This window comes from Antrihabitans auranticaus, assembly GCF_016481275.1.
In the GTDB taxonomy this organism is placed as follows: Bacteria; Actinomycetota; Actinomycetes; order Mycobacteriales; family Mycobacteriaceae; genus Antrihabitans.
The window spans coordinates 100,217-113,462 of the sequence record NZ_JAEMNW010000010.1; the positions used below are offsets into that span (position 1 = coordinate 100,217).

General features: G+C 65.7%; 12 protein-coding genes. 7 read left to right on the top strand and 5 right to left on the bottom strand.

Going from position 1 to position 13,246, the window contains the following annotated elements; translation table 11 throughout:
* Positions 1 to 2 precede the first annotated feature (2 nt).
* The 5 genes from JGU72_RS27765 to JGU72_RS27785 all read right to left on the bottom strand — a co-directional run bounded on the left by JGU72_RS27765 (position 3) and on the right by JGU72_RS27785 (position 5,733).
* On the bottom strand, positions 3 to 305 hold the full coding sequence (locus JGU72_RS27765) for an urease subunit gamma (RefSeq protein ID WP_199687521.1): 303 nt from the start codon (positions 303 to 305) through the stop codon (positions 3 to 5).
* Between the two features lie 91 nt (positions 306 to 396).
* Entirely contained in the window at positions 397 to 879 is a 483-nt protein-coding gene (locus JGU72_RS27770; RefSeq protein ID WP_199687522.1) for a PaaI family thioesterase, read from the bottom strand.
* 186 nt (positions 880 to 1,065) lie between these two features.
* Entirely contained in the window at positions 1,066 to 1,770 is a 705-nt protein-coding gene (locus JGU72_RS27775; RefSeq protein ID WP_199687523.1) for a hypothetical protein, read from the bottom strand.
* Between the two features lie 53 nt (positions 1,771 to 1,823).
* Positions 1,824 to 4,283 (bottom strand): bifunctional lysylphosphatidylglycerol flippase/synthetase MprF, encoded by a 2,460-nt coding sequence (locus JGU72_RS27780; protein ID WP_233533142.1) that lies wholly within the window; start codon positions 4,281 to 4,283, stop codon positions 1,824 to 1,826.
* Between the two features lie 148 nt (positions 4,284 to 4,431).
* Positions 4,432 to 5,733, bottom strand: coding sequence for an alpha/beta hydrolase (locus tag JGU72_RS27785; protein ID WP_199687525.1), 1,302 nt, complete (start codon positions 5,731 to 5,733; stop codon positions 4,432 to 4,434).
* A 114-nt stretch (positions 5,734 to 5,847) separates the two neighbouring features.
* Between JGU72_RS27785 and JGU72_RS27790 the strand changes: the two genes are divergently transcribed.
* The 7 genes from JGU72_RS27790 (at position 5,848) to JGU72_RS27820 (ending at position 13,177) form a co-directional block, all read left to right on the top strand.
* Positions 5,848 to 6,249 (top strand): BlaI/MecI/CopY family transcriptional regulator, encoded by a 402-nt coding sequence (locus JGU72_RS27790; RefSeq protein WP_199687526.1) that lies wholly within the window; start codon positions 5,848 to 5,850, stop codon positions 6,247 to 6,249.
* Between the two features lie 39 nt (positions 6,250 to 6,288).
* Positions 6,289 to 7,230 carry a M56 family metallopeptidase gene (locus tag JGU72_RS27795; protein WP_199687527.1) on the top strand — a complete coding sequence of 314 codons (942 nt, stop codon included), beginning with the start codon at positions 6,289 to 6,291 and terminating at the stop codon, positions 7,228 to 7,230.
* Positions 7,231 to 7,250: 20 nt separating this feature from the next.
* On the top strand, positions 7,251 to 8,114 hold the full coding sequence (locus JGU72_RS27800; RefSeq protein WP_307828630.1) for a DMT family transporter: 864 nt from the start codon (positions 7,251 to 7,253) through the stop codon (positions 8,112 to 8,114).
* A 33-nt stretch (positions 8,115 to 8,147) separates the two neighbouring features.
* The gene (guaB1, locus tag JGU72_RS27805) at positions 8,148 to 9,584 is read left to right on the top strand and encodes a GMP reductase (protein WP_199687529.1); all 1,437 of its coding nucleotides are present in this window, start codon (positions 8,148 to 8,150) and stop codon (positions 9,582 to 9,584) included.
* A 226-nt stretch (positions 9,585 to 9,810) separates the two neighbouring features.
* Positions 9,811 to 11,184 carry a hemolysin family protein gene (locus JGU72_RS27810; RefSeq protein ID WP_199687530.1) on the top strand — a complete coding sequence of 458 codons (1,374 nt, stop codon included), beginning with the start codon at positions 9,811 to 9,813 and terminating at the stop codon, positions 11,182 to 11,184.
* Entirely contained in the window at positions 11,177 to 12,283 is a 1,107-nt protein-coding gene (locus JGU72_RS27815; protein WP_199687531.1) for a hemolysin family protein, read from the top strand. Before JGU72_RS27810 ends, JGU72_RS27815 begins: the two co-directional genes overlap by 8 nt.
* Positions 12,284 to 12,286: 3 nt before the next feature.
* A complete protein-coding gene (locus JGU72_RS27820; protein WP_199687532.1) occupies positions 12,287 to 13,177 on the top strand; it encodes a 3-methyladenine DNA glycosylase in 891 nt (296 codons plus the stop codon).
* Positions 13,178 to 13,246: the final 69 nt, after the last annotated feature.

The window sequence follows — 13,246 nt, forward strand, 5'->3', positions numbered from 1 at the left end:
TCCTACCCGATCGGGTGATGGACGGTCACCAGCTTCGTGCCGTCCGGAAACGTTGCTTCGACCTGTACGTCTTTGAGCATTTCCGGTACGCCCGTCATGACGTCGGCGCGCGTGAGCACCTCGCGCCCCGACGACATCAGCTCGGCAACCGTCCGACCGTCGCGCGCGCCCTCGAGCACGTGATCGGTGATAATCGCCACTGCTTCAGGGTGATTGAGCAGCAAGCCGCGCGCACGACGGCGGCGCGCAAGCTCCGCCGCATAGCTCAACAGCAGTCGTTCCTGCTCGTGCGGCGACAGTCGCATTCCCTCTCCTCCTGCGTGGTGAGGGAATTGTAGGGCCGCCACGCCACCCGTGCGCGGTTAGCGAGTCCAGGGACTCCCTGCCGCGCACGGGTTAGCGCCCCAGCTCCTTGCTCCCCTGAATGTTCTGCAGCCGGACCTGCCCGCGTGCAACCAGGCGCTGCTCAGCGTCGGAGATGGTCACAACCCAGATCTGCTGGGTCTTTCCGCGGTGAATCGGACTTGCCTCGCCGTACAACATGCCCTCGCGTGCGGCCCGGAGAAAGTCTGTGTTGTTGTTCACGCCCACGACGCTGCCCCTTGACCCCCACCACAGGCCGGCGGCGCAACTGGCGATCGATTCGATCACCGCGCAGTGGACACCACCGTGCAGCAGCCCGGCCGGCTGGTGCAGGTCGGGGGTGACCTCGAATTCGGCACGCACACGATCCGGAGTCAACTCCGTGTATCGCAGGCCGATGCGACCGTCGAAACCCGTAGCTACCCATGCGGTGAGTTGCTCAGGCGTCACGCTGCCGTGCTCGAAGCGGACGTCACCGTTCTCGGTCAATGGCTTCTCCCTGTCGTTGTAGTTCATTTCCACAACTACACGACCCCGCAAACCAGAAAAGCGATGGGCCCCTTGCCTGCCCGGCATGGGGCCCATCGCGGGAAGGACCGGGGGTCTCAGCAGCCCTCTGGACTCCGGCACGGTCCGATTGCGTCCCATGATCAGTATAGGCAAGCCTTTCCTAAGTTTGCAACTGCTACGTTTTCGGGCACGTCACGCAGCCTTGACGCCGCGCACGGGACGGCCGGCATTGGCAATCGCGTCGAGAACCGCCTGGCCCCTTCGCATTCCAACCGTCGCCGGAGCGCTGCCCAGCATCGGCACGTAGGTCGCAGCGCCGACCACTGCCTCACCCACGATGCCCCAGAAACGCCGATAGTCGAGGTCTGCGCACATGGACAGCCGCTCATAGATTGCGTCCAGCGCCGTCATGGACCGATGTGCGGTCCACAATGCAAGCGCCTGTTCGCACGGGACGGTGACGGTACCGGTCTGGCCGGCAAGGGAGTCGTCCGGCAGCAGTCGAATGGTCGTGTCGTCGACACCTGCCCAGTCGATGCCACCGTCGCTGTCGAGATGGATCGACAGGTTCTCGATACCCGGATCCCAGGCCCGGCCGTCGAGCACAAGCGAAGCGACCACGCGGCCGATCACGGCATGAATCAGCGATGTTGCAACCACGTCGGCGGCGGCACTCACCGAGGACATCTCGGCGGTCGCGCGGCGGTACATCAGGTCGACACGACCGCTGTCGAGCCCTTCCTGCAGTCCCCACCAGCGTCGTTTGCCCTGCTCGGCCATCGCAGCCACCGCGTACACGCGCGGGTAGTCCGGCGACAGCCGACGCAATCGGGTCGCCGCTTCGGCGAACGCCGCTCGTGGTCTATCGATCGAAAAAGCGGTTGCAGACGGATGCATCCAGGCTCCTCGGTTCCTATCCTTTAGCAAGGTTAGGCTTACCATACAGAGCGCTACCGGTCGATGATCGTCCGCATCAGCTTCATGCCCTGTCCGAGGGACACTTCCGGCAGATATGCACGGCCGATCGCGTTGCCGATACTCGGCAGCGCCGCCGGGTCCGGGAACGCCATGAACATCGGTTCGTAGCGCGGCTGGAACTTGGACTTGAACGCCAGCAGCGACCGGAACCCGTACACCGGTTCGAGCGTACGTCCGAGCACGTCGAGCAGACGATCGAGGGCCGCCGTCAGCGAGTCCTGCGCGACCGCGCCGTCCCCACCCTCCGGCTGCTCTACCTTTGCGAGCGGAGCTCCGGACAGGCTCACGAAATCTGCGCCCTCCTCCGCGAGCTTGAGTGCCGCGGACGCGATCAGGAACTCCATCGCGGGACGGAACCCGTCACCCGCGCGGCGGCGCATGAAATCGAGCGTCCAGCCGACGATCCTGCCCTCGGAATAGACGGGCAACCACGACGTCACACCGTGCACGTGCCGATCCGCGTCGACGGCGATGAGGCAGCGCACGTCCGGATCGTCGACCTCCTCGAGACCGCCGAGGGTGAAACCCATCTCGGGCATGCCCTTGTCAGCGACCCACTCCTCGGAAATGGCCACGATCTGGTCGCTGATCTCGAGCGGTGCGGTGTGGAAAGTGACCCACTCCGCCTCGACGCCGGACTTCTTTGCTTTGTTGAGTGCGGTCCGGATGTCCTGGAACTTCTTCCCGGTGAACGCGATGGCCTGCAAATCGAGGACGGTTTCCTCGGCGACCTGGATCGCACCCCAACCCAGATCGGCGGCGATCTGGCGGACGCCGTCGCTGACGGAGTAGAAGCACGGCGTCCAGCCCTTGCCCGCTGCGTACTCGGCGAAGTCGACGACATTGGCCCGCAAGCGGTCGCGCGGACCCACCGGATCACCCGTGGTGAGCGCTACTCCCCCGATCACCCGGAACGCGACGAAACTGTCGCCGTCCTCGGCAAACCAATAGTTGTTGCCGCGCCACGTCGTCATCCACGACAGCGCCGTGCCACCACTGCGGCGCAACAACTCCCGTGCCCGACCGGTCGCCCCGGTCAGCGCGCCGTAGGCGGGCGCCAGGAAGGTAGCCATCACCAGCACCGTCACCGACAGCCAGAAGACCACGCCCGTCCACTCGTAGAGCAGGGTCGCGAACCAGCTCTCCGGCAGGAATTCCGGATTCAGCCACTGCAGATACACGGGCGGCAGCATCCGGTCCGGGAAGTCCTCGATCAGTCCGCCGAGCGTCGGCTCGGGCTTGAAACCACTACGCGCGACGAGCCCGCCGACGATGTAGACGACGGCCAGGCCGACGGTCATGGTGAGCAACGCGAGTGCGAGCCGAACGTAGGTCGCGCGCGGCGCTCGCACGTCGAAGAACTTGCGAGTGACGAGCAAGACGATGAGGACCGCGAGCGGCGTCAGGAACGGCGCGATCGTCATGTAGTGCGTCGTCGGGTCGAATCCGTAGAAGGACGATTCGCTGTCGAGTTCGTCGACGAACCGGATCGTGAAGTTGAAGATCGACAACCCGAGCAGGACAAGCTGAGCCGCCACACTCGCGTACCAGGCGAATCGCCGCCCGCGGCGCAGGCCGTCACTGAGCACGAGCAGGAACAGCGACGGCATCAGGCTGAGGATCGTCGGGCCGACACCGGACAACCGCAGGTCCAGCTCTCCACGCCGGCAATCCAGCGAATCCGGTGCGCCCTGGCAGATCTCGGCCACTTCGGCCGCCGAGTACGGCGTACCACGGAAGAGGTCGCGCAGGACGGCGAGCGGACCGACCGCATGCGGCGAGAGGGCCGCGAGCGCCGGACCGATCGCGGTCGCGGCGACGATCAGCGCGACCAGAACCCTGCCCTCACGACGAGTGCCTGTGATGTGTTCGCCGCGCTCGGACTTGCCGACGAGCCACACACCGACGGCGAGGCCGACAACCGCTGCCGCGAGGCGGATGATGTCCTGCAGTTGGCCTGCGAACAACGCCAGCGTGATCAGCAACGCGAACAGCCCGACCCGAACCCGGCGGCGCCACAGCGTTCCCATCTGTGAACTCGCGACCAGCACGACGCCGAAGATCCAGGTAGTCGGCCCGACCGCTGTGCCGAGATGCAGCCGGAAGCCCCAACTCTCGTCGACGAGTTTCGCGATCGCTGCCGCACCCAGACCGAGTGCCGCGCCGGCGATCTGGGTGATCAACGCTGCCAAGGCAACTCGGCGCGGACCGATCTTGCGCTCGATCGGCGCAACCACCAAGAAGATCAGGACAGTAGCGACCAGATATCCCACGAGGTTCGGCGCCCACAGCCCGGCCGTCAGTGGCGTCCACCAGCGACCGTGCTCGAGGGGCATGATTCCGGTAGCGAAGTGGCGTTCCACCCACGACGAGACGTGCAGCACGCTGACGGTCGCGATCGCGAGCACCCACAGCAACGCGAGCGCGCCCATGCTGACGGGCGCACCACGCGCGCCGGATCGGACGGTATCCACAGCGAGTCGCCCATATCTCGGTATCGGCGCGACGGCAGCGGTGACTCGCGCCCGCACGGCAGCAGTGTTCATGCGACGTGCCCCGACTTCATGAGACGAGCCAAGTTCATGCGATAAGCCCCAATCGCTGTGCCAGCCAATCGATTTGTGCGCTCAGGGCGGCAGACCACACCGTCCAACTGTGCCCACCTGGATATTCCGCGTAATGCACATTCATACCGGCGTCCTGCGCAGCGTGAAACATCTTCTGCTGCCCAGGCTTGAAATCGGCATCGTCGGAGCCGATCGCGAAGACGCCGGCCGACTCCGGATACTTGCGCGAGCTCATGAGGTCCGCCGGGTTGATCTTCGTGTACGCCGCCTCGTCGCCGCCGAATGCGGCTTCGACGCTACGCGTACGGTCGCCCAGAGTGGGCTCGACCTGGCCGGAAAAGTCCAGAAAGGTCGGATAGCGGTCCGGAAAGTTCGTCGCCATCTGGAGCGCGCAGGTTCCGCCGTAGGAGAGCCCGCCGATCGCCCACGCCTTCGGGTCCATGTTCACCTGCAGGTTCGCTTTCACCCAGTCGGGCACGTCGGTCGCGAGATAGGTCGCGACGTTGCCGAGCCGCGAGTCCATGCACATCGGATTGCCGAGCTCCGACCCCGTCGCGTCGGCGATGACGACGACGGGCGCGAGCCCGGCGTGGTCGGCGGCAAAGCCGTCCATCGTGGCGCCGAGTTTGCCGCCCTTGAGCCAGTCGGCGGGTTCGCCGGGCTGGCCCGCCATCATGACCAGTACCGGAAGCAACGGCCGCGGGTTCGCGAAGTACGCCGGCGGCAGATAGATCTGCGCGTCCCGCGCGTCGAAGCCCGACTTCGCGCCCGGTATCGGCACCTCCGTGACCTTGCCGTCCGCCGGCAAGCCCTCAGGTTTGCGCCAGACCGAAACAAGCGGTGTCCCCTGGACAGTCGTCGAGGTCGGCTTGGGAACCTCGGCAAACGTGATTCGGTTTTCTTCGGGTAGCCCCAGCGCATCGCGCAGTGTGGGGAACTCGGCGTAGACGATATTGACCTGCACGGCGGCCATCGTGACGACGGCCGCCATGGCGAGCACCGACGCGATTCGGCCTGCCCACCCGCCCGCCGACAGCGCGCGCGGGATTACCGCGGCCAGCCCGCAGATCCCGATCCCGATCCAGACGTAGACCTCCGTGGCTATCGGGTCGGGGAAGGGCCGCCACCACTTCTCGACGACGAAGAAGAGCAGGATCGTCACCGCGACGGCGGCTGTCGTTGCAATCGGTACGGCTCGCCTGCGCCACCACGACCGGCGGCCGAAGAGCAGCCAACACGCGCCTGCGACCCCGGCGACTGTGACGAGCGGCGGGAGCCACCCTTCGAGCAGCGAAAGGTCTGTCAGCCAGCCCAATCCGACCCCCTCACATTCTGGTACATGCAACTATGAGGGATAACACACAATTTGATACATAAATACGACACCCCGTAGTACGCGATTGCGTCGTTGACTACGTAGACTCGAAGGATGGCTGGCCTTGGTGAACTTGAACGTGCGGTGATGGATCATTTGTGGTCGACGAATGAGCCGCAGACCGTCCGTCAGGTACATGAAGCGTTGTCCGCGCGTCGCGAACTTGCGTACACGACGGTGATGACCGTCCTGCAGCGGTTGGCGAAGAAGGACCTTGTGATTCAGGAACGCGACGACCGCGCCCATCGGTACGCGCCCGTGTCGGGACGTGACGAACTGGTGGCGAGCTTGATGGTCGATGCTCTGCAGCAGGCCGAGTCCGGTGGCCGTGCCGCCGCGCTCGTTCATTTCGTCGGCCAGGTCGGCGAAGACGAAGCCGCCGCGCTGCGCGAGGCGCTCGCAAACCTCGAGAAGGCGCACGAATCACCGCCCGGGTCCGGTGGCACTAATGGGTGATCGCTCACTCCGACACTGTCCGGCGGGTTCGACACACCGATGAACACGACCGCCGTGGCATTCGCCGTCCTAGCATTGGCGCTAGCGGGTCCTGCTCCAGCATTGCTGGCCAGGGCCCGGTGGCCATTTCGCGCACCCCGCGCGGCCATGGTCCTGTGGCAGGCGATCGCCTTGGCGGCAGTGCTCTCGGCATTCGGATCAGGCTTGGCCATTGCGAGCCAACTCCTGGTCCCCGGCCCCGACGGTCGGCCGACCACGTCACCCACGAAAGAAATCGACGCGCTCGGCTTCACGCTGTGGCTCACCTACGTCGTCGTCTTCTTGATCACGCTCTTCATCGGTGCCCGCCTGATGGTCTCGGTGCTGCGAGTCGGCGTGCGGACACGGCGGCGGCGGGCCCGTCATCGCAGGTTGGTCGACCTGCTCGATCGCAGCGACCGTTCCAAAACCGCAGCGGACATCCGCGTCCTCGATGCAGCCGAGCCGATCGCATATTGCCTTCCAGGAATTCGCCGGCGCGTCGTGCTGAGCGAGGGCACGTTCGCGAGCCTTTCGGACTCCGAGATCGCCGCCGTCCTCAGTCACGAACGCTCCCATCTTCGCGCCCGGCACGATCTGGTGCTCGAGGCTTTCACCGCGGTGAACGAGGCGTTCCCGCGGTTCGTCCGTAGTGGATCCGCGCTCGGTTCCGTCACTTTGCTCGTCGAACTTCTTGCCGACGATTCGGCGGTCAAGGTCGCCGGCCGCCGCCCGCTCGCGCGCGCCCTCGTCGCATGCGCGCAATCCGCCGCACCTTCGGGCGCCCTGGCAGCAGGCGGTGCGACGACGCTGATTCGGGTGCAGCGCCTCAGCGGACCCGGCGCAGACCTGCGGATAGACATCGCGGCGTACGTCGCCGCAGCCACGATTCTCGTTGTTCCTACGATCGCCGTAGCGGTCCCATGGCTCGTCGAATTGAACAGGTTGTTCCACGGACTCTGAGCTCGGCGCACACTGTTCGAGTGTCAGGACTCCCCATAGCCTCGATCGTGTGCGCGCTCATCGCCGCATTTCTCTTCGCTTGCGCCGCCGTCGCGCAACAGAGTGCCGCAGCGGAGGTACCCGACGACGCACCACTCGTGACCAGTCTGCTGCGCAGTCCGCGCTGGTGGGCGGGACTGGTCGGCGACGGCGGTGGCTACGCAATGCAGGTGCTGGCCCTCGCACTGGGTTCGGTCCTCGTCGTGGCACCGCTACTCGTCGTCGCGCTCGTCTTCGCGTTGCCACTTGCTACTCGGTACTCGGGTAGGCGGGTGACGCCACGGTCATGGGTGCTGGCGGGCGCGCTCACGATTGCGCTCGCGGCGTTTCTCGTGATCGGCAACCCGACCGAGGGAAACTCCGATGCACCCCTGCACGAGTGGGCGATACCACTGACCCTGCTGCTGACCGTCGTTGCCATCGCGACCGCGGTCGGATTCGCGCCGGTCGACCGGCAGTGGAAGGCACTGTCGCTCGGCGTCGCCAGCGGCCTGCTGTACGGTCTCGCAGCTGCTGTCACCAAGTACGTCACGGACCTCGTCGGCGACGGTCCCGCCGCACTACTGTCGAGCTGGCAGACCTACGCCCTCGTCGGTGCCGGCGCAACCGGGGTGTATCTGCAGCAGAAGGCGTTTCAGGTCGGCGATATCGCGGCTTCCCTACCTGCGGTGACGGTCGCCGAACCCCTCGGCGCCGTGTTCATCGGCATGAGCGTGCTCGATGAGCGCCTGGACACGAGCGACGTGGGAATCGCCGCCACGGTCGTAGCTGTCGCGATCGCCGTCGTGGCGACCGTTGCCCTCTCGAGGTCGCAAGGAAAAGCCGAGGCGGTTGCTGCCCACTAGTCCAGTCGAGACAACCCCGTAGAATTCGAAGGCGTGCAGTTCCTTACGGGCCATGCCCCGCCGTACGACCTGACCTACGACGACGTTTTCCTCGTTCCCAACCGAACCGACGTCACGTCGCGGTTCGACGTGAACCTGGCCACCGTCGACGGTTCGGGTACTACGATTCCGATCGTCGTGGCGAACATGACCGCCGTGGCTGGACGGCGGATGGCCGAGACCGTTGCGCGGCGCGGCGGGCTGGTCGTACTGCCGCAGGACCTGCCGATCGACGCGGTCGCGCGGACGGTGAGTTTCGTGAAAAGCAGGCACCTGGTCGCCGACACACCCGTCACCCTGCGCCCCGATGATTCGGTGTCGGACGCGATCGCGCTGCTCCACAAACGCGCGCACGGTGCCGTCGTTGTCGTGGACAACGACATGCCGGTCGGCGTCGTCACCGAATCTGCGTTCGCCGACGTCGACCGGTTCGCCCGGTTACGTGCCGTCGCGACAACCGATTTCGTCAAGGATTCGGTCGACGCGTCGCCGCGCGCCCTGTTCGAACTGCTCGAAACCAGCCACCTCGGGCTAGCGATTCTCTGCCACGCCGACGGCACCCTCGCGGGCGTCGTCACCCGGACGGCTGCGGTGCGCGCCGGAATCTACAGTCCCGCGGTGGACAGCAACGGCAAGCTGCGCGTCGCCGCAGCCGTCGGGATCAACGGCGACGTTGCAGCCAAGGCGAAGGGCCTTGCCGCCGCGGGAGCCGACGTGCTCGTCATCGACACCGCACACGGTCACCAGCAGAAGATGCTCGACGCCCTGAGTGCGATCCGCGCCCTCGAACTGGGAATACCGCTCGTAGCGGGCAACGTCGTATCCGCGGAAGGTACCCGGGATCTGGTCGCCGCGGGCGCCGACATCGTGAAGGTCGGCGTAGGACCGGGCGCCATGTGCACCACCCGCATGATGACCGGCGTCGGCAGACCCCAATTCTCTGCGGTCGCCGAATGCGCCGCCGCCGCACGGGAGGTCGGCGCCCACGTGTGGGCCGACGGTGGCGTGCGGCACCCGCGCGACGTGGCTCTGGCACTCGCCGCAGGGGCGTCGAACGTGATGATCGGGTCGTGGTTCGCCGGGACCTACGAATCCCCCGGCGACCTGCGCGTCGACCGCGAAGGCAATGCCTACAAGGAGAGCTTCGGCATGGCGTCCAAGCGCGCGGTCGCCGCGCGGACCGCGTCCGACAGCGGTTTCGATCGTGCCCGCAAAGCGCTGTTCGAAGAAGGTATATCGAGCTCCAAGATGCGCGTCGACCCGGATTGTCCTAGCGTCGAAGATCTGCTCGACCATATCTGTTCCGGAGTGCGGAGTACGTGCACCTACGCCGGTGCGCGGACCCTGCCCCAACTGCACGAAAAGGCACTGGTCGGCATCCAGTCGGCCGCGGGCTTCGCGGAAGGCAGGCCGCTTCCGGCCGGTTGGTGAGCGGACCCGAGCCAGATTCCTAGTAAGATGATTGCTCTCGAGTCTCCCTACGAAAGGAAACCAGGTGCCTGAGGCACCCGATGGATGCGCCACAGGATCATCCGGTGCAGTTGCCTCCGGGGGCGAGCGCAGTGACGAGGGCTCGACATCGGAGGGCTCCTCTACGGAGCCGGGAGAGAAACCCGGCGAGCACCACCCGACCTCCCCCGCCAGGCGGCGATAGCCGATGAACATAGCAATCACGATTCTCAGCCTGGTCGGCTTCATCGCCTTGACATTGGGCACGGCACTCTTCGTCGCTGCCGAATTCTCGTTGACCGCGCTGGAACGAAGCACGGTGGACGCGCACGCTCGCGACGTCGGCGACCTGCCGGCCCGACAGGTACAGAAGGCGCACCGCACACTGTCGTTTCAGTTGTCGGGCGCCCAACTCGGCATCACGATCACGACGCTGATCACGGGTTACATCGCTGAACCTGTTCTCGCACGCTTGATTTCGCCGCTGTTCGCGGCGTTCGGAGTTTCCGAGTCCGTCGGCAGCGGCATCGCGCTGGCGATCGCGCTGGTGCTCGCAACGTCGTTGTCGATGGTCTACGGCGAGCTCGTGCCGAAGAACATCGCGATCTCGAAACCGTTGTCGACGGCACGCTTCACCGCCGGTGCCCAGTCGATGTTCTCGACGACGTTCAAATGGGCGATCAATTTCCTCAACAGCACGGCGAACTGGATTGTGCGACGCCTCGGGATCGAACCCGCCGAGGAGTTGCGCTCCGCGCGTTCCCCGCAGGAACTCGGCTCCCTCGTCCGAACCTCTGCCAAGAAGGGCGCCCTCGATCAGCGCACCGCCCAATTGGTGGACCGCTCACTGCAATTCGGCGAGCGCAGCGCGGAAGAACTGATGACACCGCGAGTCAAGATCGTCACGCTGGAGACGACAGATACCGTCGCCGACCTCATCGCTGCCGCGGCGCGAACCGGTTTCTCGCGGTTTCCGATCGTCGACGGCGACCTCGACAACAACATCGGCGTCGTGCACTTCAAGCATGCCTTCACGGTCCCGGCAGCCAAGCGCAAGACGACGACACTGGACTCCATTGCCCGGCTGGTGCCGATAGTTCCGGCCAGTCTCGACGGCGACGAAGTGCTCGAACGAGTTCGGTCCGACGGCATGCAGATGGCTCTCGTCGTCGACGAATACGGCGGCACAGCGGGATTGATCACGCTCGAAGACCTCATCGAAGAAATCCTGGGAGATGTTCGTGACGAGCACGACGAGCAGAGCCTCGACGTCGCACGGATCGGCGACGGCTGGAGTTGCTCGGGCCTGCTGCGCATCGACGAGGTCTCCAGCGCGACCGGGTATCGCGCGCCCGAAGGCGAATACGACACGCTCGGCGGGCTCGTGCTGACGCAACTCGGGCGGATCCCGACCTCGGGCGACGAGGTCGAGCTGCCGCGAATCGGTACCGACAACGGGCGTCCGCACCACGGCACCTGGGTCGCGCGGGTCGAACGGATGGACGGTCGCCGAATCGATCGGGTCCTCCTCACCCCGGTCCCCACTTCGGTGCTGGTGAAGGGGGATGACGCGGATGAGTAACTTCATCGGTGTCGGACTTACTGTCCTTCTCCTGCTGGCCAACGCATTTTTCGTCGGCGCCGAGTTCGCGCTCATCTCCGCGCGCCGCGACCGTCTCGAAGCGATGGAGGCACAGGGCAAACGACGCGCGACGACCGTCATCAAAGCGGGCGAGAACTTGTCGCTGATGCTCGCGGCTGCGCAGCTGGGCATCACGATCTGTTCGATCCTGCTCGGCCGGGTCGGCGAACCTGCTATCGCGCACCTGATCGAACGACCGCTGGACTGGGCGAACGTCCCTGAGGGACTGCTGCATCCGATCGCCTTCACGATCGCCCTCGCCCTGGTTGTGGTGCTGCACATCCTGCTCGGCGAGATGGTCCCCAAGAACATCGCGCTGGCGGGACCGGAGCGCTCGGCATTGCTGCTCGTGCCGACTCACCTCGCTTGGTTGCGGATCGCGCGTCCGTTGATCGCGTTCTACAACCTCTGCGCGAACCTGACGCTCCGGATTCTGCGGATCGAGCCGAAGGACGAACTCGACGCAACCGTCTCGGCGATCGAACTCGCGGAGGTGATCGGCGAATCGCGCTCCGAGGGGCTGCTCGACGCCGAGGAGCACCGCCGTCTGACGCAGGCACTCGAAACGACCGGACGGACCGTTGCCGACGTGCTGATTCCGCTCGACAAGGCCCGCTCGGTGCCGCTGATCGGCGGCGGCACGACGCTCGGCGAGATCGAGCTCGCGGTCGTGGAAACGGGTTACTCGCGCTATCCCGTTCGCGCGTCCGACGGTTCGCTCGCGGGCTACATCCACCTCAAGGACGTCCTGCACGAGGTCGCCGACGACCAGGCCGGACCCGACACGATCATTCCGCGCAGCGGCATCCGGACCCTGCCGACCGTCAACCTCCGTGCTCCGCTGTACGAGGCACTAGGCAGGCTGCGCAGAGTGAGCAGCCACCTCGGTCGCGTGGTCGACGGGCAGGGCCAGACCGTCGGGATCGTCGCACTCGAGGACCTGGTCGAGGAATTTGTCGGCACCGTTCGCGACGGCACGCACCGCGGTACCGATGTCGAACCGGGAACCGGTAACGCGGTGCCACGCGAGGACCGCTGAACCGTGCAGGTCCTGCCGGAATCCGAGTGGCGGGTACGCCGCGAGCGCCACCGGGAAAGCGTGTCCGCGCTCATCGGTCCGCATGTCCAGCGGCACGCCGACGGTAAGAAACATCCGGTCATCGATTTCCTGTTCACCTACTACAGCCACAGGCCGGCACAGTTGCTGCGCTGGCATCCCGGTTTCGGCGTGGTCCTCGAGAATGCAGACGAGTACCCGGGCTTCCGCGGCTACTGCCGTACCGACGAGGGCGCCACCGCCGATCCCGCGTTTCTGGAACGCCGCCGAAGCGCGGTGGAGTTCACCGCTCGGTTATTGGAACTCACGGCCGCGCGGCCCGCGAACCTGTCCTGCTTCGGCCTCCACGAATGGGCGATGGTCTACAAGTCCGAGGAGGTCAGGCACTCGAACGTTGCACTCCGGCTCGGACACGACGGAACCGATGCCGTCGTCGAGTCGATGTCTTTGCGCTGCACACATTACGACGCATTCCGTTTCTTCACGCCTGCGGCGCTACCCCGCAACGTCGAGGTCCTCACGCGTGAACATCAGGTCCAACGCGAGCAACCAGGCTGCCTCCACGCGACGATGGACCTCTACAAGTGGTGTTTCAAACTGACGCCGTTCATCGATTCGGAGTTCACCCTCGACTGCTTCCGATTGGCCTTGGACGCACGTGAACTCGACATGCGCGCGAGCCCGTACGACCTGACGGAGTACGGCTACTCCCCCGTGCGCATCGAGACGTCCGCCGGCCGCGCCGAGTATGCGCGCGCGCAAACCGCCATCGCTGCGCGTGGCGCAGACCTGCGAGCCGGCCTGTTCACCCGTTGCCGAGAACTTCTGGCCGACACGACTACAGCTACGACACGCACGGCCGAAAATCCGAACTGAAGGCGAATCACATCGGCTCCGTTGGATATCGTGAGCCGACGTATCGAATTCCTGGGGGAGAAATGGGCC

Bases quoted from the DNA above. Each gene is read 5' to 3' on its own strand.
- JGU72_RS27765 (WP_199687521.1), bottom strand. From the start codon at position 305: ATGCGACTGTCGCCGCACGAGCAGGAACGACTGCTGTTGAGCTATGCG.
- JGU72_RS27770 (WP_199687522.1), bottom strand. From the start codon at position 879: ATGAACTACAACGACAGGGAGAAGCCATTGACCGAGAACGGTGACGTC.
- JGU72_RS27775 (WP_199687523.1), bottom strand. From the start codon at position 1,770: ATGCATCCGTCTGCAACCGCTTTTTCGATCGATAGACCACGAGCGGCG.
- JGU72_RS27780 (WP_233533142.1), bottom strand. From the start codon at position 4,283: ATGGGCGCGCTCGCGTTGCTGTGGGTGCTCGCGATCGCGACCGTCAGC.
- JGU72_RS27790 (WP_199687526.1), top strand. From the start codon at position 5,848: ATGGCTGGCCTTGGTGAACTTGAACGTGCGGTGATGGATCATTTGTGG.
- JGU72_RS27795 (WP_199687527.1), top strand. From the start codon at position 6,289: ATGAACACGACCGCCGTGGCATTCGCCGTCCTAGCATTGGCGCTAGCG.
- JGU72_RS27810 (WP_199687530.1), top strand. From the start codon at position 9,811: ATGAACATAGCAATCACGATTCTCAGCCTGGTCGGCTTCATCGCCTTG.
- JGU72_RS27815 (WP_199687531.1), top strand. From the start codon at position 11,177: ATGAGTAACTTCATCGGTGTCGGACTTACTGTCCTTCTCCTGCTGGCC.